Source organism: Burkholderia lata (genome assembly GCF_000012945.1).
GTDB lineage: Bacteria > Pseudomonadota > Gammaproteobacteria > Burkholderiales > Burkholderiaceae > Burkholderia > Burkholderia lata.
In genome coordinates, this window is record NC_007510.1 from 3,394,888 (window position 1) to 3,416,626 (window position 21,739).

Here is a 21,739-nt window from a genome sequence, read left to right on the forward strand (position 1 = left end):
TCCGCATCGGGTGCAGGGTGACGGCAAGCTGCACGTCATCGCACGCGAAGGTGTGCGAAAGGCATGCGCAGGCGAGGTGGAAGTCGGATTGCGCCGCACGCTGCGGCGCGATGTCGCGCGGGGAGAACGCGCGTCCGGCGTGGGCCGGAGATCCTGTGTGAGAGGCGACGCGGGCTGCCGGCGTTACGCCGGCCCCCGCGCACTGGCTAGCGCCAGGCGTCGACGATGATGCGCTTCAGCACGTGCAGCTTGCGATGCAGGAAATGCTCGGCACCGGGGATCACGACGACCGGCAGCTCCTGCGGCCGCGCCCAGTCGTACACGGAAGCGATCGGCACCGTGTCGTCGGTTTCGCCGTGGATCACGAGCGTGTTCTCCGGCACGTCGGCCACCTGCCAGCGGCTCGCGGCCGTGCCGACGAACACCATCCGCTCGATCGTCTCGCCCGCGTCGCGCAACCGCTTCGCGACGTGCGACAGCACGAAGGTGCCGAACGAGAAGCCCGCGAGCACGAGCGGCAGGTCCGCATACGCGGGCTGCGCACGCATGTGCGCGAGCACCGCGAGCAGGTCGTCGGCCTCGCCGGTGCCGTTGTCGTGCACGCCATCGGTCGCGCCGACGCCGCGGAAGTTCGACCGGAACACGACGTAGTTCAACTGCACGAGCGTGCGCGCGAGGGTTTGCGCGACCTTGTTGTCCATCGTGCCGCCGAACAGCGGATGCGGATGCGCGACCAGCGCGATGCCGCGCGGCGCGGCGCCGCTTTCGCGCACGGCGTCGGGAAGGTCGACCGCGATTTCGATCTGCCCGACCGGGCCCGCGATCAGCGACTTCTGCGTATGAACGTTCATTCGGCCGGCCCGCTCAGATCTTCAGGCGGTCGACGACCTTGCCGTCGCGCAGGTGCGATTCGACGATCTCGTCGATGTCGGCCTGGTCGACGTACGTGTACCACGTGCCTTCCGGATACACGACCATCACGGGCCCTTCCTCGCAGCGGTCGAGGCAGCCGGCCTTGTTGATGCGAACCTTGCCGGGCCCCGCGAGGCCGAGTTCCTTCACGCGCTTTTTCGCGTATTCCTGCATGCTCTGCGCGTCGCATTGCGCGCAGCTCGGGCGCTCGGCGCCCGGTTCGCGCTGGTTCAGGCAGAAGAAGACGTGGTGCTGGTAGTAGGAATCCATGATGGTGACGAGCGGCCCGGCGCGAGGCCGTGCGGAAAGAGGGGTGGTTGCCGCTGCGCGGGGCAGCGGGCGTGTAGTGTTCGGTGCCAAGCGGCGCTTATGTGCTAGCGGATTCGTGCTCGGGGCAAGGCGCAAACCGCAGCGATGCCTGGTGGCATCGCGAGGATTTGCAACGCGGCCACGGGCGCGAAGGCGCCGCACATAAGTGCCGATTGGTGCCGAACACTGCACTCATGCGGACGATTATAGCGAGCGGCGCGCACGGCTGCCCGCGATACGGCCGCCGCGTGGCCCTGACCACCACGTCAGCGGCGCAACACGGCCGGCAGCCACGCATGCTCGACGCGCTGGCCGAGCCAGATCAGCGCCGCGTAGGGCCAGATCCACGCGAGCCAGCGCGCGAGGCTGTTGAAGTGCACGTAGCGGCCCTGCCGCCAGCCCGACAGCGTGAAGTCGAAGAACGGATTGACCGGCAGCAGGTTCACGAGCGCCACGCCGGCCAGCAGCGCGAGCGCCGCAAGCGTCGCGCGCCACGTCGCCGGCACGTGCAGCGCGACGAGCGCGGCCGCGAAGCCGAGCTCGATCCCGAGCCGCGCGCCGGGCGTCGCCCACACGACGACGAGGCCGGTGGCCGACTGCATGAACGTCGCGGCCGCCTTCAGCACGAGCGTCGCGGCGACGAGCGCGATCAGGAGCCGGATGCGCGGCGCGCGCGGCCGCATCGCGAGCGATGCGATCGTCAGCGCGGCGAACAGCATCAACCCGCCGAGCGCGGCCTCCCACCCGGAGTCGGACAGCCAGCCGTCGACGCGCTCCGGCCATTCGCCCACCCGCCACGCGGCCGGCAGCCACGCGAGCAGCGCGTCCTGCATCGACGCGTCGGCGCGCTCCCACAACGCAGCCGGCCAGTCGCCGATGCCGAACAGGAACGGCGACGGAAACAGGATCGCGAAGGGCCACAGCCCGGCGAGCAGCAACGGCGTCGCGCCGTCGTCCTCGAACCACGCGAAGCGCAGCCGGCGCAGCGCGCCGCGATCGAGCAGTGCACCGGTGGCCGGCGCGACGAGCGCCGCGCCCAGCAGCGCGCCGAGCGCGTTGGCCGCGAGATCGAGATTCGACGCGACGCGCGTCGGCAAGTAGGTTTGCAGCGCTTCCATCGAGCCCGACAACAGCACGCCGAGCCCGGCCGCGATCAGCGTCGCGGCCACGCCGCGCCAGCGCGGGTGCAACGCGAGCACGGCGAGCGCGCCGAACGGCAGGTAGCCGAGCACGTTCGTGACCACGTCGAAGGCGGTCACGTAGCGCTGCATCGGCGCGAACAGGTAGTCGAACGGCCCGATGCCGAGCGACACCCAGCCTTCGAACGGATACAGCGATGCGTAGACGATGAGTGCCGCGTAAGCGGCAAAGGCCTGCCGCGCGAGCGGCGATGCACGAGGGGTGCCGGTCGCGCTCATCGCGGCTGCGCGGCACGCGTCACGGCGTGCCCGCGTACGCCTGCATGCCGACCCACGCGGCGATCTGCGACACGAGCTGGTCGCTCGCCGTCGCGAGCGCGCGGGCGCCGCCCGCCGCGTCGGGCGTGCTCGACGGCGCGCGTGCAACGAACGTGCGCTGGCCGAGCACCTTGCCGTCGAGCGTCAGCGTCGCGCGCGCGGTGACGGCGCCGTGGCTCTGCGACTGGCCGTCGAACACCTGTTCGAATTCGTTCAGGTCGACCTTGAGCGTCGGCGCGCGCACGCCGTCGGACCCTTCGAGCACCGTGCCGCGCGACGACAGCGCGCCGCGCAGCCGCTGCGTGAGCAGTTGTGCGGGCGGCGCGGTCCAGCGGCTGTCGCGATAGACGGCCACGTGCTGCGCGTCCACGTACGCGAGGCGGTAGGCGAACTTGTCGGAGTCGAGCGCGTCGGGCGCGGCGACGTCGAGCACCTTCAGCGCGGGGCCCGGGCCCGCGGTCACGACCGACGTGGCCGGCCCGAGGTCATAGCGGACATTCGACAGCACCGCGCTGTTGCCGGCGCAGCCGGCCGCGAGCGACAGCGTCAGCACGGCAAGCGCGGCCGCGGCGGGACGCAGCGCGCGGTCAAGGATTCGTGGCATGGCGTGTTCCTGCATGATGTTTCCGGTTTCGATGGGTATCACTGCCCGGCCGTCGCACCCGGCCAGACGAAGCCCGGCTCGCCGGGCCCCGGCGCCGCGCCGGGCGAACCGAACAACAGACTGCGCGGATTGCGGCCAAGTTCACCGGCCACGTCCTTCAATTGCCGCGATGCGTCGCCGACGCTGCCGGCGAGCGCATTGAAGCGCGGCAGCGTGTCGTACTGCACGCGCGCGTTGAGCCCGTTCAGCGCGACGCCGATCTGCTCGGCGGCCGTGCCGGCCTTGTTCAGGTTCGACACGAGCGGCCCGTTCGGCTGCAGCAGCGTGTTCGCCGACGCCATCGCGCGGTTCACCTCGTGCATCGTTTCCGGCAGCGCGGTCACCGCCGGGCCGAGCTGCTTCGTCAGCGTGGTGGCGCCATCGGCCGCGTGCTGCAGGCTTTCGGCTGTCGCGCGCAACTGCTCGCGCATCTCGGGCGACATCAGCGCATTCGCGCTCTTCGCCGCCAGCTCGAGCTGCCGCAGCAGCACGTCGCCACGCTCCTGGATCTGGTCGAACAGGCTCGGCCGCATCGGGATCTGCGCGATCGCCTTGGTCGACGACGGCAGCGGCGCCAGGTCGCGGCCCGTGTCCTCGAGCTGCACGAACGCGATGCCCGTCACGCCCTGGAAGCCGAGGCTGCCGTAGGTCGACTGCGTGATCGGCGCGTCGTGGTCGACGAGGATCCGGATCCGGATCTGGCCCGGGTGCGAGCGATCGAAGCCGATCGACTGGACCTTGCCGACGTCGAGGCCGCGAAAGCGCACGGCCGCGTCCGGGAACAGCCCCGTCACGTTGGTGCGCGCGAGCAGGTCGTACGGCACGCGCACGGTGCGGTCGACGTTGAACCAGAACACGGTGCCCGCGATCGCGAGCGTCAGCGCGATCGTGAACAGGCCGGCCCAGAACGCATGTGATTTGTTTTCCATTCGCGGATTCCTTCGTGCCTACAGCTCGACGCTCGACAGCGCCGGTTCGAGGGCCGCCTTCGGCAGCTTCGCGCGCCGCTCGGGCGGCAGCGCCTGCAATGCGCGGCGCCCGCGCAGCCCCAGGAAATATTCGTGGATGAACGGATGGTCAACGTTCGCGGCCTCCTCGACCGGCGCCGCGACCAGCACCTTCCGGTCGGCCAGCACCGCGACGCGCGTCGACAGCGCGACCATCGTGTCGAGATCGTGCGTCACCATCACGACGGTCAGCCCGAGCGTGCGGTGCAGCGTCGCGATCAGCTCGACGAATTCGTCCGACGCCTGCGGATCGAGGCCGGCCGTCGGCTCGTCGAGGAACAGCAGCTCGGGCTCGAGCGCGATCGCGCGCGCGATGCCGACCCGCTTGACCATCCCGCCCGACAGCGCGGCCGGCATCTTCGACGCGTGCTTGCACGGCAGCCCGACCATCTCGAGCTTCAGCATCACGATGTCGTGCAGCAGATCCGGCGGCACGCGGCCGAGCTCGCGCAGCGGCTGCGCGACGTTGTCGAACACCGTCATCGACGAGAACAGCGCGCCCTGCTGGAACAGCATCCCGGAGCGCGTGCGCATCATCCGCGCGCTCGCGTCGTCGATGGTCGCCGTATCCTCGCCGAACACCTTGATCGTGCCCGAGGTCGGCCGCTCGAGGCCGAGGATCTGCCGCACGAGCGTGGTCTTGCCGGAGCCCGAGCCGCCGACGATCGACACGATCTCGCCGCGCCGCACATCGAAGTCGAGCTTCTGGTGAATGATGTTGCGCCCGTAGCGCTTGGTCAGGTTGCGCACCTCGATCACGAGGTCGTCGGCATCGGCCGACGCCGCCGGCCCGGTACCGACCGACCCGGCACCGATGGCCGCGGCGTGGGCGTCCGTTTCGTTCGATGCGTTCATCCGAGCCCCACGTTCTGGAACAGGATCGCGAACACCGCGTCGGCGAGGATCACGACCGTGATCGACGACACGACCGACGTGGTCGTGCCTTCGCCGAGGCTCTGCGAGTTCGCCTTGATCCGGAAACCGAAATGGCAGGCGACCAGCGCGATCAGCATGCCGAACACGATGCCCTTGCCGACGCCGATGTACAGGTTCGCGATCGGCACGACGCCCGGCAGCGAGCGCACGAAATAATTGACGTCGATGCCGAGCACGAGCTTCGCGGCGAGCGCGCCGCCCGTCAGCGCGACGATGTTGGTCCACATCACGAGCAGCGGCATCGCGATGCCGAGTGCGAGCACGCGCGGCAGGATCAGCCGCAGCCCGTGCGGGATGCCCATCACGCGCATCGCGTCGAGCTCCTCGGTCACGCGCATCACGCCGATCTGCGCGGTGATCGCCGAGCCCGAGCGGCCCGCGACGAGAATCGCCGACAGCACCGGGCCGAGCTCGCGGATCACCGACAGCCCGAGGATGTTCACGATGTAGCGGTTCGCGCCGAACATCTGCAGCTGCTGCGCGGACAGGTAGCTGAGCACGATGCCGATCAGGAACGCGACGAGCGCGGTGATCGGCAGCGCCTGCGCGCCGGCGCTGTAGATGTTCGCCGAGGTTTCCTTCCACGGCATCGTCTTCGGGCGGCGCAGCACCGACAGCGCATCGAGGATCACGAGGCCGAACATCGCGATGCCGCCCTGCAGGTGTTCGCCGAACCCGAAGATCGCCTGGCCGAGCCGCGTGACGGGATCGAAGCGCACCACGCGCTCGGGCGCCTCGCGCTCGCTGTCGAGCCGCTCGATGCGCTCGAAGATCGTGCGCTGCGTCACGCTCAACGCGACGCCGGGCGGCAGCTTGCGGCCCCACACGCGCCACAGCGCCTGGCCGCCGACGTGGTCGAGCCGCTCGATGCCGGACAGATCCCATTCGCTCACGCGCCCGGACGCGATGCTCGCGACACGACGCGCCACCGCGCCGCGATTGCGTGCAAGCGCGAGCGCGGTCCACTGGCCGTACAGCCGCACCGTCTGGCCCTGGCCGCCGGCGTCGACCGACAGGCCGGGAGGAGTCTCGAAGTCCAAGGGCAGGTTGTTTGCAAAAAGGTGACAGCGGCCATTGTAGCGAACCGCCCGGCGACGCGACGTGAGGATTTCCGTGGGGGCGCCGCGCTGGAGCGCCGGGCCGGAGACGCCTGGCCGAGTCGCCCGCCCCGGGGTGCGCGCGGGCGTCGTCGCCCCCTGCCCGCCGCCGGCTTCACCACCTTTCATTCTTCCGTCACGTTTCCTTTCGATACTCTCACGCGCCGCACATCAGGCCGTCGGCGCCCCGCGCCGCCATTCGTTGCGTACTCGCATTTCATAAAACAGAACACCGAACAGGACAACCGATGCGTCTCCCCCTGCTTTCCCGCCGTCGCGTGCCGGCCATCGCCGCGCTCGCCAGCCTCGCCTTCATCCTCGCCGCCTGTGGCGGCGACGACGTCACCTCGCCGCCGGTGACGCCGCCGGCAGCCCAGGCGCCTGTCGGCACGACGGCCACGCTCGCCCTGCTCGAGACGACCGACCTGCACACCAACGTGCTGTCGTATGACTATTTCAAGCTCGCCGCCGACAATTCGCTCGGCTTCGAGCGCGTGTCGACGCTGATTGCACAAGCGCGCAAGCAGTATCCGAACACGCTGCTGCTCGACAACGGCGACACGATCCAGGGCACGGCGCTGTCGGACTACCAGGCGCTCGTGAAGCCGGTCAGCTGCGACCAGACGCTCGCGATCTACAAGGTGATGAACGCCGCGAAATTCGACGGCGGCGGCATCGGCAACCACGAATTCAACTACGGGCTGCCGTACCTGTCGCAGGTGACCGGCAACACGTTCGAGGTCGACGGCCTGCCGGCGCCGGCCCAGCAGAAGAAGTGCGCGGGCCCGAACTTCCCGCAGGTGCTGGCGAACGTGATCAGCGCGAAGACCAACGCGCCGCTGTTCACGCCGTACACGATCCTGACCCGCACCGTGACCGCGACGACGCCGGACGGCAAGACGGTCAGCGCGCCCGTGAAGATCGGCATCATCGGCTTCACGCCGCCCGCGATCATGAACTGGGACAAGCGCTGGCTCGACGGCAAGGTCTACACGACCGGCCTGAAGGAAGCGGCCGAGAAGTACGTTCCGGAGATGCGCGCGAAGGGCGCCGATCTCGTCGTCGCGATCTCGCACGGCGGCCTCGACAATTCCGCGTATTCGCCGACGATGGAGAACGGCAGCTGGTGGCTGTCGAAGGTAACCGGCATCGACGCGATGCTGATCGGCCATTCGCACCAGGTGTTCCCGGACGCGAACAGCACCGTGTCGCAGTTCAACCTGCCGGGCGTCGACAAGGTCAAGGGCACCGTCAACGGCGTGCCGACCGTGATGGCCAACTACTGGGGCAAGCATCTCGGCGTGATCAAGCTCGGCCTGAAGTTCGACGGCAAGACGTGGAGCGTCGACAAGTCGCAGACGACCGTCGAGGCGCGCCCGATCCAGAACGCCGACAAGAGCTACGTCGCGGCCGATCCGTCGGTTTCCGCCGCCATCGCCGCCGAGCACCAGGCGACGATCGACTACGTGAAGACGCCGATCGGCTCGACCGACTACCGGATGAACTCGTACTTCGCCGATGTCGGCGATCCGGGTGCGATCCAGATCGTCAACGAAGCGCAGGCCGACTACGTGAAGACCTACGTGCAGGCGAACCTGCCGCAATACGCGTCGCTGCCGGTGCTGTCGGTCAGCGCTCCGTTCAAGAGCGGCTTCGGCGGCGGCACCGACTACACCGACGTCGCGCCGGGCGCACTCGCGATCAACAACGCGGCCGACCTGTACCTGTACCCGAACACCGTGTACGCGGTGAAGGTGAGCGGCGCCGACGTGAAGAACTGGCTCGAAACCGCGGCCAAGCGCTTCAACCGCATCGACCCGACCAAGGCGACCGTGCAGCCGCTCGTCAGCACGTTCCCCGGCTACAACTTCGACATGTTCACGTCGGCCGATCTCGCGTATGAAATCGACGTCACGCAGCCGGTCGGCAGCCGGATCAAGAACCTGACGTACAAGGGCGCGGCGATCGACCCGAACGCGCAGTTCATCGTCGCGACCAACAACTACCGCGCAAGCGGCGGCGGCAACTTCCCGGGCCTCGACGGCAGCAAGACGATCTTCGCGTCGCCGGATGCAAACCGCGACGTGCTGATCGCGTTCGTGAAGCAGCGCGGCAAGATCACGCGCACGGCCGACGGCGCGCAGCGCAGCTGGCGCTTCACGAAGCTCGCGAGCTCGGTCGCGCACGTGCAGTTCGCGTCCGCGCCGAACCGCCTCGGCGACGCGGCGGCGGCCGGCCTGACCGGCATCACGCAGGTCGTGGCCGACGACGGTTCGGGCAAGAACCTCGCCACCTACGAAATCGACCTCACGCAATGAGGCCCGCGATGCAACCGATCCGGACGATGCGGCCGGCCGAAACCGGCCTCGCCGCCGCCGCGCGGCGCCTGCTGCGCGCGAAACTCCCGCCGGCCGCGCTGCTCGCGGCGGCGGCCGTGACCGTCGCGGCCGTCGTCGCGGCAACCGGCCTGCGAGGCGCCGGCCCCGCGCCGAGCGCCGCGCAGCTCGACGAGTGGCAGGCGATGGTCACGCAGGCCACCGAGCCGCACGCGCTCGCGCAGTTGCGCACGCTGGCACGCCGCGGCTCGGGCGACGCGCAGGCGGCGCTCGGCATCGCGCTCGCCGACGCGCGCGAACCGGGGCTGCGCGACGAGGGGCGCGGCTGGCTGGAAACGGCCGCGGCGGCAGACGGCAAGGCCGACGCGCCGGCTGCCCGGCGTGCGCAGCTCGCGCTCGGCAAGGCGTTGCTGCTCGGCAGCAGCGACATGCCGAAGGACTACGCACGCGCCCGCACGCTGCTCGGCGAAGCGGCCGCGCAGGACGACCCGGCCGCTGCGTATTACCTCGGGCTGATCTATCGCAGCGGTTATGGCGTCGCCGCCGATCCCGTTCAGGCCGCGCACTGGTTCGACGTCGCGTCGCGCGCGGACATCCCGGCCGCGGACTTCATGCTCGCGAACGCGTACCGGGACGGCAGCGGCGTGCCGCGCGACGAGGCGCGCGCGCTGGCGCTGTATCGCCGCGCCGCCGAGCACGAGCTGCCGGAAGCCGTGCAGACGCTCGCAATGGCCTATCGCAACGGCGAGCTCGGGCTCAAGCCCGACGCGGACGAATTCCACGCGCAGTGGATCGAGACCGCGCATGCGCTGAAGCACCCGGTCGTCGCGCCGTAGCGGTTCGTCCGCGAGCAAGCGCACGCGCACGAACCGGCATCCCGCCGGCTGCATGACGCGCGTGCCCCGCCGCCCCGCGCATCGATCACCCGGCAACGGAATCGATCGCGGGGCGCGGGCGCGCACGCCGGTTGCCTTGCCGCCATCCGGCCGCTCCCAGCCGATCGTTCGGCGCGCGGCAATGCATTACCATGCAGCCTCACAATAAAACCTGAGAGAACTGCATCCATGTCCCATCGCCTTTCCAGGCTTGGCGCCGCTGCCGTCGGCGCCCTTGTCATTGCCGGCGCGCCGCTCACCGCACTCGCCGCATCGCCCGCCCAGCCCGACATCTTCAATGCCGCACTTTGCAAGCCGCCGTTCACGTCGGACCTGATGGACTCGATCTACAACACCGCCAAGGCGGCCGATCCGAAACCGGACGAGTCGATGCTGGGTGCCGCGGTCTATCGCCTGCCGGAGCCGATCCATCGCGACGGCTTCACGACGCAGCAGGTCGTGTTTGTCAGTACCGGAATCGGCGTGCTGGTGGACGGCGAGGTCGCCGACCAGCTCGCGAAACGCTACCAGCTCACCCTCGAGAAGGGCCACCTGCTGGGCGCGTCGTCCGTCGGCTATTCGCGCCGGCTGACGGTCCGTGGCCCGGGCGGTGCGCTGATCCTCGTGTCGGCCCGCCAGGGCCCGGCGCTGAAGGGCAAGACGCTGCTGGCCTGCGAAATGACGTCCGAGGAAGACATCAAGGCGCTGGAGCGGATGGAAAAGCATTGAGCGGTGCGGCGCCGCGGCGCCGCTCGCATGCGGGCGGCCGCGCGCCGCCCTCCCCGGTCGCGCGCGGCGCTCGACGCGCGCCATCGCCCCCTGTCGCTACAATAGGCGCCATGAACGCCCCCACCTCCTCCGACACGCCCGATTCCGGCGACGCGCACATCGCGCGCAACCGGCTCGAGGCGCACCTGGACGCCGCGCCGCGTGCGTGGCCGCTCGACATCGTCGCCGCCACCGGCTCGACCAACGCCGACGTCGCCACCCGGCTCAAGGCGCTGCCACGCAACGCGAACGCGCTGCCCGCGCCGCTCGTGCGCGTCGCGTTCGAGCAGACGGCCGGCCGCGGCCGGCAGGGCCGCCCGTGGTTCGCGCAGCCCGGCAATGCGCTGCTGTGCTCGGTCGGCTGCATCGTGCCGCGCCCCGTCGACGCGCTCGGCGGCCTCAGCATCGCGATCGGCGTTGCACTCGCCGAAGGGCTGGCCGCGCTGCCGCTCGACGCCCGCTCGCGCGTCGCGCTCAAATGGCCGAACGACCTGCTGCTGACGGCCACCGACGACGGCACGCCGCGTATCGTCGGCAAGCTCGCCGGGATCCTGATCGAAACCGCGTGGGCCAGCGCCGATGCCACCGCCGTCGTGATCGGCTTCGGCATCAACGTGCGCGGCGCGGAAGCCGTCGCCGCGCAGGTCGATGCGCTGCGTGCGCGCGAAGCGACGCTCGCGAGCGGGCTGCCGCCCGCCGCGCTGTCGATCGCGTGCGCATCCGCCAACCTCACCGATACGCTCGCCGCGTCGCTGAACGCGCTCACGCCCGCGCTCGCGCAGTTCGGCGCCGAAGGGCTCGCGCCGTTCCTGCCCCGTTGGCATGCGCTGCACGCGTACGCGGGACGCGAAGTCGTCCTGCTCGAACAGGGCGTCGAACGTGCGCGCGGCATCGCGACCGGCATCGATGCGACCGGCCAGCTGCTGCTCGATACGCCGGACGGCATGCAGGCCATCGCCGCCGGCGACGTGTCGCTGCGCGAAGCGCAATGAACGAGCCGCACCTGCTGATCGACGCCGGCAACAGCCGGATCAAGTGGGCGCTCGCCGATGCGCAGCGCACGCTCGTCGAGACGGGCGCGTTCGGCCACACCCGCGACGGCGGCGCCGATCCCGACTGGTCGACCCTGCCGCGTCCGCGCGGCGCGTGGATCTCGAACGTCGCGGGCGCCGACGTGGCCGCCCGGCTCGACACGCTGCTCGACGCCCGCTGGCCGGGCCTGCCGCGCACGACGATACGCTCGCGCCACACGCAATGCGGCGTGACGAACGGCTATACGACGCCCGACCAGCTCGGCAGCGACCGCTGGGCCGGCCTGATCGGCGCGCACGCGGCGTTTCCAGGCGAACACCTGCTGATCGCGACGTTCGGCACCGCGACGACGCTCGAAGCACTACGCGCGGACGGCCGCTTCACGGGTGGGCTGATCGCACCGGGCTGGGCGCTGATGATGCGCGCGCTCGGCACGCACACCGCGCAGTTGCCGACGCTGACCACCGACATCGCGAGCGGCCTGCTTGCTGGCGCGCAGGCCGAACCGTTCCAGGTCGACACGCCGCGCTCGCTGTCGGCCGGCTGCCTGTACGCGCAGGCCGGGCTGATCGAACGCGCGTGGCGCGATCTCGCCGACGCATGGCAGGCGCCCGTGCGGCTCGTGCTGGCCGGCGGCGCGGCGGACGACGTCGCGCGTGCGCTGACGCTCCCGCATACGCGTCACGATGCACTGATCCTGTCCGGGCTCGCGCTGATTGCCGCGGAAGCGGCGGCCGCAACGGCGGCGCAGGCGTGACGGAAAGCGCCGGCATCGCGCCGGCGCACGGCGACGCGAGCCCATGCGGGCCTGCGTCACGATGACGGTGAAGGGCCGCGCCACGACGGCGACCCGCACGCACGGTCAACGGCAGGAATGAAAAAGCCGGCGATGCGGCCGGCCCGATTGAATGACGTGAACCACGTCAATGACGACGAGGAGTATCGACGATGCTGCGCTGGCTGATCGCTGTTCTCTTTCTCGCCAACATGCTGGCGTTCGTGGTGGCGCGCGGCGTGTTCGGGCCGCTGCCGGCGGCCGGCCCGCGCGAACCCGGCGTGCTGGCGCGGCAGGTGCGGCCCGATGCGCTGCGCGTGACGCCGCTTGCGCAGGCCTCCGACCAGCCCGTCATCGGCGGCCCGATCGCGCCGCCGGCCGTCACGGCCGAGCCGCTCGCGGCGTCCGCGCCCTGACGGCGCCAGGCGGCGCTCAGGGCTGCTGCGCGCGTACCTTCTTCAGCAACGCGGTGGTCGAGCGATCGTGCTCGAACGGAATCGCCAGCGCGCGGCCACCCCAGCCACGCACCAATGCCGACTCCGGCAACGCATCCATGTCGTAGTCGCCGCCCTTCACGAGAATGTCCGGCCGGACGGCCTCGATCAGCGACACGGGCGTCTTTTCCTCGAACGTCACGACCCAGTCGACGCTTTCCAGCGCCGCGAGCAGCGCCGCGCGATCTTCCTGGCGATTGATCGGCCGGTCGTCGCCCTTGCCGAGCATGCGTACCGACGCGTCGCTGTTCACCCCGACGATCAGGCATGCGCCGAGCGCTTTCGCATCGGCGAGATACGTGACGTGGCCGCGATGCAGGATGTCGAATACGCCGTTGGTGAACACGACGGGTGACGGCAGCGACGCGCGCAGGGCGACGAGGGCATCACGGGTGATCAGCTTGCGTTCGAAGGTGGCGGACATGATGGAAGTCGGACGGAATGGGCAACGGCGCGCGCGGCGGCGGCGCCAGATAAAAAGCCCGCCGGACTGACCGGGCGGGCTTCATGCAACGGGTACGACATCGCGCGACGCGGCCGGCGCGATTCACGCCGGCTGCGGCACCAACCGGCCTCAGGCCGGCTGCGCGGCCGACGACGGGCCGCTTTCGGCCTGCAGGCGGCCGGTGACTTCCTTGCGGTAGCGGTTCAGCTCCTGCGCGGTCGCGAACGTGCGCTCGAACAGGATCGACAGGTTGTGCAGGATCCGCTCGACAACCTTCTTTTCCCACTCGCCGTCGAAACGGATCTGCTCGTCGAGCCAGCGCTCGAGCCATTCCGGATCGGGCAGGCGCGATTGCACGGTGTCGCGCGGGAACAGCGCCTGGTTCACGTGCAGGTTGGTCGGGTGCAGCGGCTTCTCGGTGCGGCGCGCCGACGCCATCAGCACGCCGATCTTCGCGAACGCGGCACGTGCGACGTCGCCGCAGTTGTTCAGCGCCTTCTTCATGTAGCGCAGGTATGCGCCGCCGTGGCGTGCTTCATCGCGCGAGATCGTTTCGTAGATCTGCTTGATGACCGGCTCGGTGTGCCAGTCGGCCGCGCAACGGTACCAGTGGTTCAGGCGGATCTCGCCGCAGAAGTGCAGCATCAGCGTCTCGAGCGGCGGCGCCGGGTCGAACTGGAAGCGCACCGCGTGCAGTTCCTCTTCGGTCGGCACCATTTCCGGCTTGAAGCGGCGCAGGTATTCCATCAGCACGAGCGAATGCTTCTGCTCTTCAAAGAACCACACGCTCATGAACGCGGAAAAGTCGCTGTCGTGCTGGTTGTCGCGCAGGAACATTTCCGTCGCGGGCAGCGCCGACCATTCGGTGATCGCGTTCATCTTGATCGTCTTCGCCTGCTCGTCGGTGAGCAGCGAAGCGTCGAACTTGTCCCACGGAATGTCCTTCTCCATGTCCCAGCGGACGGCTTCGAGCGATCGGTAAAGTTCCGGATAAAGCATCGTGTTCATGATGGTCCCACCCCTGTTCTGCGCAATGCGACTTCTCTAAACGTGACTGTTGCCGCGCAAGCACGCCCGAGCGCGCTTTTTGCAGCCAAGACTCTAATTTTACGCGGGAAACCGGCCCGCCGGACGGGGATTCCTCGTCCGGCAGCCGGGCGGCCGCGCCGCCGCTGTTGCAGCATGCCGCAGCCACGCTCCGCGAACGGAACCGGCTGCACGCTTGCCTGAGTGGGGGCCGGCGCTGGCCGGCTCGTTGGCGCGCCCGTCCCCTGCCCCAGGCGGGTTCCCCGAAAGGTCCCGTGCGGATGCCGGATCGGCGGGCTGCTCGATATGGTGTATACGGCGGCGGCCATGATATCACGCGTGCATGACGGTTCCGAGACGCCTGGCCGGTCGTGCGCCGCCAATCGCGGTGCGGCGATCGGTCGCGGCCGACCGTCGCGAAAACGCAACCTTACATTGCCCTGTACGCATCAGACCCGTATTTCGCCGGTCGCGAGACCGTCTTCCGGCGGCATGCCGGCAGCCGGCGCGCTGCCGCCGTCCGCCCGCGCAATCCAGCCGGCCAGCGTGTCGCGCTGCGCGCGCCCGTCGCGGTAGCCGAGCTCGATCAGTTCGCGCGTGAACGCCTCCTCGAACAGCAGGTAGCTCGCGAACGACGCGCCGGCCGGCTGGCTGCCGCCGATCGCGCCGAGCAGCCCGCGCATCGTCGCCGGCATCTGCTTCAGGTGCTTCGCGGCGATCAGCTCGATGCGCTCGGACGGCGCGATCGCGAGCACGTCGACGTGCCGCCAGCCGCTGTCCACCTCGACCTGGTGCGGCAGGTGCTCGATCATCCGGTTGATGTGCTCGATGCGCTCGATGTCCGAGCCGATCGAGTCGAGGAACACGCTCGCGAGCACCTGCTGGCCGATCTGCGCGAGCGTCGGGTAGCCGCGTACCAGCCCGGTGCCGTTCGCGGCCGGGATCTCGGGCCGCGGGTCGGCCGCGCCGACCACGACGATCCGGTCCGCGCCGAAGTGGATCGCCGGTGACAGCGGCGCGATCTGCCGGATCGACCCGTCACCGAAGTATTCGATCTGCCCGTCGAGCACGAGCGGGACGGCCGGGAACACGAACGGAATCGCCGACGACGCGAGCAGGTGCGACGCCGACAGGTCGACGAGCCGCGCGGTGCGCTGCGCGCGCCGCCATGCCTGGATCGGCTGGGCCGCCTGGTAGAACGTGAGGTGCCGCCCGCTCGAATAGCTGAGCGCCGTCACCGAAAGCGCGTGCAGCAGGCGCGCCTCGAGCATCTGTTCGATCCGGTGGAAACTCAGCTCGCGCTGCAGCAGGTGCGCGAGCGGCGCGTTGTCGAGCAACCCGCGCGGCGAGCGGCGGGCCGCCCAGCCGAAGGTCATCGCCGCGAGCCAGCGTGCGCCGGCGGCCGCGATGCCGAGCCAGTCGGTGCGATACACGTAGTCGGCGCGCAGCGGCTCCCAGAATTCGAGCAGGCGCCGCACGCCGTGGGAAAAATCGTCTGCATGGCTCGCGATCGACGTCGCGTTGATCGCGCCGGCCGACGAGCCGCACACGACCGCGAACGGCAGCGTGTGCCGCTGCGGATCGGCCTCGCGCGCGATCTCGGCCAGCGCCTTCAGCACGCCGACCTGATATGCGGCACGTGCGCCACCTCCCATCAGAACGAGCGCGAGCCGCATGATCGACCTGCTACCTGCGCCGCGTCACGTCGAGCGCTTCGGCGGACGGGTTTCGGGCGACGAAGCGGCTGCCGCGCGCGCCGCGGCCGAACCGGCCGCACCGGCCGACTTCGCGCGCTTCGTGGCGGGCTTGCGCGGCGCGGCGGCGGCCGGTGCCGGCTTCGCCGCGGGCTCCGGCTCCGGCTGCGCCGCCGCGTCCGCCGGCGCAGCGCCCGGCGCGGCGGGCTGCATGCCCGGCTGCGTCATCGCGAGGCTCGCGAGCTGGTTGAACTGCGACTGCAGCAGGTTCCACCAGCCGGAGGGATCGAAGGCCTGCTGCGCGGCGTCGCCCGCCGCCGCATCCGACGCGTCGGCATCCGGTGCCGGCGACGCGTCGCCCGACGCCTGTTTCGCCGCATGCGCGGCCGCGACGGCCGCTTCCTCGGCCGCCGACATCGAGCTCTGCGCGAACGCGCCGAACGCACGCAGCGTCGCGAGCGTCGCACGCTGCACCTCGAGCGCCTGGATCGCCGACTGCAGCATCCCGAGATTGAGCTTCAGCCACTGCTCGACGGCGCGCAGATCGGTGATCCGCTTGTCGAGCTCCTCGACGCTCGTGAGCGGCGCCATCATGTCGGACATGCTCGACAGCGACGGCGGCAGCCCTTGCGTGGCGCCCGGAAACGACGTCATCCCGCCGAACGGCGACATCCGCATCATGTCCCACATGCGGTCCATCATGTCGGCGGGCTTGAAGCCGGCAAAGCCGGCGAAAGGGTTGGAGCCGGAGGCATCGGTCGTCATACGGGCGTCCTGGTTGACTGGGTGAGAACGAGGCGGCCGCCATGCATCGCGCGAGCCGCGCCTGGATCGATCATAGCGCCAGCGCGTGTCAGAACGGCGCGTCGCCGGGGAACTCGGGCGGACGGCGCTCGCGCAGCGAGCGGATGCCTTCCTGCACGTCGGGCCCGGCAAACCCCATGAATTCGAGCGCGAGCGACGTATCGAAGGTCGGCCCGGCCGTGCGCAGCCAGTTGTTCAATGCGTACTTGGTCCAGCGGATCGCCGACTGCGAACCGTGCGCGAGCCGCTCGGCCACTTCGTAGGCCTTCGGCAGCAGGTCGGCCGGCTCGACCGCGAGCGATACCAGCCCGATCCGCTCGGCCTCCTCGCCGCTCACCGGCTCGCACAGCATCAGGTAGTACTTCGCCTTCGCCATCCCGCACAGCAGCGGCCACACGATCGCCGCGTGGTCGCCTGCCGCGACGCCGAGCCGCGTGTGGCCGTCGATGATGCGTGCATCCTTCGCGGCGATCGAGATGTCCGCGAGCAGCCCGGCGACGAGCCCCGCGCCGACGGCCGGGCCATGCATCGCCGAGACGATCGGCTTGCTGCAGTTGATCACGTTGTAGACGAGGTCGCGCGCCTCGCGCCACACGCGGGCGCGCACGTCGAAGTCGTTCGCCATGTCCTCGACGAGCGCGAGATCGCCGCCCGCCGAGAAGCCCTTGCCTTCGCCACGGATCACCGCGACGCGCGTGTCGGGATCGCGGTCGACGTCGCGCCAGATGTCGGCGAGCTCGCGATGCATGCGCGCGTTCGCGGTCGCGAGGCCGCTGCGGTTCGTGCCCTCGCCGCTCATCACGATGTCGAGCACGCCATGATCGCGGCGCGTCACCTTCAGTGCTTCGTAACCGCCGTACGCGGCGAGATTGGCCATGCGCTGCTCCTTGCTCGAGGCTCTCGCGCCCCTGAATCGAGTGTAGCCAAGCCCGCGCGGGCAAACATCAGGCGAAACCCGGCGCGCGGGCCGGGCCCGGGTTTCGCGAACGCGGAGCGCTACGCGCTCCGCGTGACTTACGCCGCGCCGTCCGGCGGGGCGACCGACTGCTCGATCGCACCGAAGATCGACTTGCCGGCCGTGTCGAACATCTCGATGCGCACGGTATCGCCGTAGCGCATGAATTCGGTCTGCGGCGCACCGTGCTCGATCGTCTCGAGGCAGCGCTTCTCGGCGATGCAGCAATAGCCGCGCTTCGCGTCCTTGTTCGACACCGTGCCCGAGCCGACGATCGAGCCGGCGCGCAGGTTGCGCGTCTTCGCCGCATGCGCGACCAGCTGGCCGAAGTGGAACACCATGTCGGTGCCCGCATCGGGCTGGCCGACCTTCTTGCCGTTCCAGTGGACGATCATCGGCCGGTGCACGCGGCCTTCGCGCCATTCGTCGCCGAGCTCGTCGGGCGTCACGGCGACCGGCGCGAACGCGGTAGCCGGCTTGCTCTGGAAGAAGCCAAAGCCCTTCGCGAGCTCGGCCGGAATCAGGTTGCGCAGCGACACGTCGTTCACGAGCGTGACGAGCCGCACGGCCTTCAGCGCTTCGTCGGGCGTCGCGCTCATCCGCACGTCGCCGGTGATCACCGCGACTTCCGCCTCGAAATCGACGCCCCATTCCTCGGACGGGCACACGACGTCGTCGCGGGCCCCGAGAAAATCGTCGCTGCCGCCCTGGTACATCAGCGGGTCGGTCCAGAATTCGGGCGGCATCTCCGCGCCGCGCGCGCGGCGCACGAGCTCGACGTGGTTCACGTACGCGGAGCCGTCGGCCCACTGGAACGCTCGCGGCAGCGGCGCCATGCAGTTGGCCGGATCGAACGTGAAGGCATTGCGCGCGCGGCCGTGGTTCAGCGCGTCGTACAGGTCGCGCAGCTGCGGCGCGTAGAACGCCCAGTCGTCGAGGACGCGCTGCAGCGTCGGCGCGATCGCGTCGGCGATCGCCGCGGTGTGCAGGTCGCGCGACACGACGATCAGCTGGCCGTCGCGCGTGCCGTCCTTCAGCGAAGCAAGTTTCATAAGGGGACTCTGGCGTTGTAGTGACGATGGAGGGAATCTATTTTACGATGGTGAATCCCTGCGGCGCGCCGCGATTGTGCGCGCCGTTTTCGCCCCGATTTTTCGGCCCGGTTTTTCAGCCCGACTTCTACCGCCTTTTCGCGCACCTGCCGCCCATGCCTGCCAGCCCGCTTCCCGACGACGATCTCGCCGACTCCGACACCGACGACGCCGCTTCCGGCGAGCACGGCGAGAAGGTCCGTTCCGGCATCCAGTCGATCGAGGTCGGCTTCCGCCTGCTCGACGTGCTGACGAGCGAGCCGCGCGCGATGATGCTGCGCGACCTCGCGCAGCGCGCGGGCATGAGTCCTGCGAAGGCGCACCGCTACCTGGTCAGCTTCTCGCGGCTCGGCGTGGTGTCGCAGGATCCCGTCTCGGGCCGCTACGAGCTCGGCGGCTTCGCGCTGCAGATGGGGCTTGCGCGGCTCGCGCGCGTCGACGGCGTGAAGCTCGCGCGGATCGCGCTGACCGAATTCCGCGACCGCCTCGACCAGACGGTCGGCATCGCCGTGTGGGGCAACCAGGGGCCGACGATCGTCCACTGGATGGAATCGAGCCACCCGGCGAAGGCGTCGCTGAAGCTCGGCGACGTGATGCCGCTGCTCGGCTCCGCGACGGGGCTGCTGTTCGCCGCGTACCTGCCGCGCAGCAAGACCGCCGCGATGCTCGAGCGCGAACTCGCCGATACGCGCCGCTCGCCGCACCACGGCGGCCCGCGCACGCTCGACGAGGTCGACGCGGTGCTCGCCGACGTGCGCCGGCACGAGGCCGCGCGCGTCGAGGGGATGCTGCTGCCGACGATCCACGCGTTCTGCATGCCCGTGTTCGATGCGGTCGGCGAACTCGCGCTCGCGATCGTCGCGCTCGGCCAGGAAGGCTCGTTCGACATTGCATGGGGCGGCGAGATCGACACCGCGCTGCGCGCATGCGCGCAGAAACTGTCTTACGAACTCGGCTATAGTCCCGACGCGCGCGACGCCTGACGCATCCGGTACCCACCCCGTCACGCAGCGCGAACGCGCGGCGCATTCGACAGTCCGATTCCTGTGGCGCGCGCGGCGCGCCCGACGTCATGCGAACGCCCCGATCCTGTTCCGATGCCCATGCAGCCTGCCGACACCCGCCCGAGTCACGCTTTGCCCCGCCACTGGCTGCGCGTGGGCATTGCGCTCGTCGTCGTGCTGGTGCTGCACGCGCTCGCCGCGTTCTGGCTGATGCGCAACCGCGAAGCGTTCACGCCGCCCCCACCCGCCGAAATCCCCGTGCAGATCGAGCTGCTGAAGCCGCAACCGATCGAGCGCCAGCCCGCGCCGCCTGCGCCGAAGCCGGTCGAGCAGCCGGCCGCGCCCGCCCCGGCGGCCCCGAAGGCCGCCGCACCGAAACCCGCGCCTGAGCCGGTCCTCACGTCGACGCAAACGGCCGAACACGGCGAGCCGCCGGCCGCCGCGTCCGCGGCGAGTGGCGTACCGGGCGCATCGGGCGCACATGCCGCGTCGGCTGCCGGCGCTGCCAGCGCCGCAACGCCGGGCCCCGCGACGAACGGCGTGAAGTTCAGCGCGCCGCCGTCCGGCGACCTGCAGTACGACACGTTCTACAACGGCATGCAGAACATGATCGGCACGATCCGCTGGCGCACCGACGGGCACACCTACGACCTGTCGGTGTCGATGCCCGTGCCGTTCGTCGGCCCGTTCACCTACCGCAGCGAAGGCCGCATCGACGCGTTCGGCGTCGCGCCCGACCGCTACGTCGAGAAGCGCGGCAAACGGCCGGAAGACATCGCGATCTTCAACCGCGAGATCCGGCAGGTCGTGTTCACGCGCACGCCGAACAACGCGCCGCTGCCCGACGGCGTGCAGGACCGCTTCAGCATGCTGATGCAGTTGTCGGGGCTCGTGCGCGGCAATCCGTCGGCGTACAAGCCGGGCGTCACGCAGCAGTTCTTCGTGATCGACAACAACAGCGGCGAGACCTGGCCGATCACCGTGATCGGCGACGAGCAGGTGCAGACGCAGGCCGGCATCATCGGTGCGCGGCACTTCATGCGCCTGCCGCGGCGCGACGGCGATACGCGCCGCATCGACATGTGGCTCGCGCCGTCGCTCGGCTGGCTGCCCGCGCGGCTCGTGCAGTCCGAACCGAACGGCGCGCAGATCGAGCTGTTGTGGCATGGCCGGCTCGCGGCGCCGGACGCGCCTTCCGATGAAGAACCGGCAGGCGGCGCAACGCATGCGCCCGCCGGTGCACCGACGCCTGATGCATCGGGCGCTCCCGCCGCGGAACCGGCACAACCCGCGCCGCCGGCCACCGTGCAACCGCCGGCACAACCGGCTGCACCGCCCACGCCTTCGCCTGTCACATCGCCTGTCACACAGTGAACTCACGTGCGCATGCACGCGATTCGGCAATTTCGACCGATTACAGATTTCCGTGAAATGGCCGATGACACTCTTTAACAACTATTTCAGTCCACCGGCAGACAATGGGAAACGTTTCATAGACATCGGCTTCTAACCGATACACCCCATGCAGACGGGAACGGGGTGTGCAGCGCAAGCCCCTTGAAACCGGCAAGGCTCGCCCCACCTAGGGGACAACAAGGCCAGATGCCACTGCGAAGAGGAGTGCCGCCATGCAAATGATCTACAACAGCCCCAACTACTGCGTCGTCGAATTCGCGCCGCAGGCCGGCCACCACCTGATGAATGCCGGCGGATATGAAATCGTCGACAAGAACGCGCAGCGCGAAATCTTCATCGACGGCGAACTTGCCGAACGATTCCGCGCGCACGTGAAACAGTTGATCGAGGATGAGCCATCGCTCGACGAGGTCGACGAATTCCTCGGACAATTCGACAGCCTGATGATGATGCCCGTCGTACTGCACTGACGACCCGCGGCCCGGCGCCTCGTGCGGCCGGGCCATTCGCCGCGCATCGACGCGGCGCCGCGAGCACTCCGATCATGCCCCCGCCCGGTTCGCCGGCGGGGGTTTTCATTTGGCGGCCCGGCCGGCGCGGCGCAAGGCCGGGCGGTGCCCATGCGCACCGGCTACAATGACGGCTTTCCCGTCTTCGCCGGTC

22 protein-coding genes are annotated in these 21,739 nt (G+C 69.9%); 9 read left to right on the forward strand and 13 right to left on the reverse strand.

Translation table 11 applies throughout. The features are described 5' to 3' along the window. Positions 1 to 206 precede the first annotated feature (206 nt). From BCEP18194_RS21345 to BCEP18194_RS21375, 7 genes are all read right to left on the reverse strand, one after another. Positions 207 to 851, reverse strand: a complete 645-nt coding sequence (locus BCEP18194_RS21345; RefSeq protein ID WP_011353338.1) for an alpha/beta hydrolase — start codon at positions 849 to 851, stop codon at positions 207 to 209. 13 nt (positions 852 to 864) lie between these two features. Continuing rightward, complete coding sequence (locus tag BCEP18194_RS21350) at positions 865 to 1,182, reverse strand: (2Fe-2S) ferredoxin domain-containing protein (protein ID WP_011353339.1); 318 nt, start codon at positions 1,180 to 1,182, stop codon at positions 865 to 867. Between the two features lie 305 nt (positions 1,183 to 1,487). Then, positions 1,488 to 2,639: a VanZ family protein gene (locus tag BCEP18194_RS21355; protein WP_011353340.1), complete on the reverse strand. Its 1,152-nt coding sequence runs from the start codon at positions 2,637 to 2,639 to the stop codon at positions 1,488 to 1,490. A 19-nt stretch (positions 2,640 to 2,658) separates the two neighbouring features. Then, complete coding sequence (locus BCEP18194_RS21360; protein WP_425128738.1) at positions 2,659 to 3,297, reverse strand: ABC-type transport auxiliary lipoprotein family protein; 639 nt, start codon at positions 3,295 to 3,297, stop codon at positions 2,659 to 2,661. 23 nt (positions 3,298 to 3,320) lie between these two features. After that, on the reverse strand, positions 3,321 to 4,250 hold the full coding sequence (locus BCEP18194_RS21365; RefSeq protein ID WP_011353342.1) for an MlaD family protein: 930 nt from the start codon (positions 4,248 to 4,250) through the stop codon (positions 3,321 to 3,323). An 18-nt stretch (positions 4,251 to 4,268) separates the two neighbouring features. Further along, positions 4,269 to 5,183, reverse strand: coding sequence for an ABC transporter ATP-binding protein (locus BCEP18194_RS21370; RefSeq protein ID WP_011353343.1), 915 nt, complete (start codon positions 5,181 to 5,183; stop codon positions 4,269 to 4,271). Further along, entirely contained in the window at positions 5,180 to 6,304 is a 1,125-nt protein-coding gene (locus BCEP18194_RS21375; RefSeq protein WP_011353344.1) for an MlaE family ABC transporter permease, read from the reverse strand. The genes BCEP18194_RS21370 and BCEP18194_RS21375 overlap by 4 nt, the downstream gene beginning before the upstream one ends. Before the next feature lie 305 nt (positions 6,305 to 6,609). Between BCEP18194_RS21375 and BCEP18194_RS21380 the strand changes: the two genes are divergently transcribed. From BCEP18194_RS21380 to BCEP18194_RS21405, 6 genes are all read left to right on the forward strand, one after another. Then, the gene (locus BCEP18194_RS21380) at positions 6,610 to 8,679 is read left to right on the forward strand and encodes a bifunctional 2',3'-cyclic-nucleotide 2'-phosphodiesterase/3'-nucleotidase (protein ID WP_011353345.1); all 2,070 of its coding nucleotides are present in this window, start codon (positions 6,610 to 6,612) and stop codon (positions 8,677 to 8,679) included. An 8-nt stretch (positions 8,680 to 8,687) separates the two neighbouring features. Continuing rightward, positions 8,688 to 9,533: a tetratricopeptide repeat protein gene (locus tag BCEP18194_RS21385; protein ID WP_011353346.1), complete on the forward strand. Its 846-nt coding sequence runs from the start codon at positions 8,688 to 8,690 to the stop codon at positions 9,531 to 9,533. Positions 9,534 to 9,761: 228 nt separating this feature from the next. Next, on the forward strand, positions 9,762 to 10,301 hold the full coding sequence (locus tag BCEP18194_RS21390) for a hypothetical protein (RefSeq protein WP_011353347.1): 540 nt from the start codon (positions 9,762 to 9,764) through the stop codon (positions 10,299 to 10,301). 110 nt (positions 10,302 to 10,411) lie between these two features. After that, positions 10,412 to 11,332 (forward strand): biotin--[acetyl-CoA-carboxylase] ligase, encoded by a 921-nt coding sequence (locus BCEP18194_RS21395; RefSeq protein WP_011353348.1) that lies wholly within the window; start codon positions 10,412 to 10,414, stop codon positions 11,330 to 11,332. After that, positions 11,329 to 12,129 (forward strand): type III pantothenate kinase, encoded by an 801-nt coding sequence (locus tag BCEP18194_RS21400; protein WP_011353349.1) that lies wholly within the window; start codon positions 11,329 to 11,331, stop codon positions 12,127 to 12,129. The genes BCEP18194_RS21395 and BCEP18194_RS21400 overlap by 4 nt, the downstream gene beginning before the upstream one ends. 191 nt (positions 12,130 to 12,320) lie before the next feature. Continuing rightward, positions 12,321 to 12,563 carry a hypothetical protein gene (locus BCEP18194_RS21405; RefSeq protein ID WP_011353350.1) on the forward strand — a complete coding sequence of 81 codons (243 nt, stop codon included), beginning with the start codon at positions 12,321 to 12,323 and terminating at the stop codon, positions 12,561 to 12,563. A 16-nt stretch (positions 12,564 to 12,579) separates the two neighbouring features. Here BCEP18194_RS21405 and rfaE2 read toward each other — a convergent pair whose 3' ends face one another. The 6 genes from rfaE2 to BCEP18194_RS21435 form a co-directional block, all read right to left on the reverse strand. Further along, entirely contained in the window at positions 12,580 to 13,065 is a 486-nt protein-coding gene (rfaE2, locus tag BCEP18194_RS21410) for a D-glycero-beta-D-manno-heptose 1-phosphate adenylyltransferase (protein ID WP_011353351.1), read from the reverse strand. 150 nt (positions 13,066 to 13,215) lie between these two features. Beyond that, on the reverse strand, positions 13,216 to 14,094 hold the full coding sequence (locus BCEP18194_RS21415; protein ID WP_011353352.1) for a diiron oxygenase: 879 nt from the start codon (positions 14,092 to 14,094) through the stop codon (positions 13,216 to 13,218). A gap of 467 nt (positions 14,095 to 14,561) precedes the next feature. Next, positions 14,562 to 15,788, reverse strand: coding sequence for a patatin-like phospholipase family protein (locus tag BCEP18194_RS21420; protein ID WP_011353353.1), 1,227 nt, complete (start codon positions 15,786 to 15,788; stop codon positions 14,562 to 14,564). Between the two features lie 24 nt (positions 15,789 to 15,812). Beyond that, entirely contained in the window at positions 15,813 to 16,571 is a 759-nt protein-coding gene (locus BCEP18194_RS21425; protein WP_011353354.1) for a PhaM family polyhydroxyalkanoate granule multifunctional regulatory protein, read from the reverse strand. A gap of 88 nt (positions 16,572 to 16,659) precedes the next feature. Continuing rightward, a complete protein-coding gene (locus BCEP18194_RS21430; RefSeq protein ID WP_011353355.1) occupies positions 16,660 to 17,487 on the reverse strand; it encodes an enoyl-CoA hydratase/isomerase family protein in 828 nt (275 codons plus the stop codon). A 137-nt stretch (positions 17,488 to 17,624) separates the two neighbouring features. Continuing rightward, a complete protein-coding gene (locus BCEP18194_RS21435) occupies positions 17,625 to 18,617 on the reverse strand; it encodes a fumarylacetoacetate hydrolase family protein (RefSeq protein WP_011353356.1) in 993 nt (330 codons plus the stop codon). Positions 18,618 to 18,772: 155 nt separating this feature from the next. Between BCEP18194_RS21435 and BCEP18194_RS21440 the strand changes: the two genes are divergently transcribed. The 3 genes from BCEP18194_RS21440 (at position 18,773) to BCEP18194_RS21450 (ending at position 21,546) form a co-directional block, all read left to right on the forward strand. Then, positions 18,773 to 19,639: an IclR family transcriptional regulator gene (locus BCEP18194_RS21440; protein WP_011353357.1), complete on the forward strand. Its 867-nt coding sequence runs from the start codon at positions 18,773 to 18,775 to the stop codon at positions 19,637 to 19,639. A gap of 114 nt (positions 19,640 to 19,753) precedes the next feature. Then, complete coding sequence (locus BCEP18194_RS21445; RefSeq protein WP_011353358.1) at positions 19,754 to 21,034, forward strand: DUF3108 domain-containing protein; 1,281 nt, start codon at positions 19,754 to 19,756, stop codon at positions 21,032 to 21,034. 254 nt (positions 21,035 to 21,288) lie between these two features. Further along, positions 21,289 to 21,546 carry a BTH_I0359 family protein gene (locus tag BCEP18194_RS21450; RefSeq protein WP_006477667.1) on the forward strand — a complete coding sequence of 86 codons (258 nt, stop codon included), beginning with the start codon at positions 21,289 to 21,291 and terminating at the stop codon, positions 21,544 to 21,546. The last annotated feature ends 193 nt before the right edge of the window (positions 21,547 to 21,739 follow it).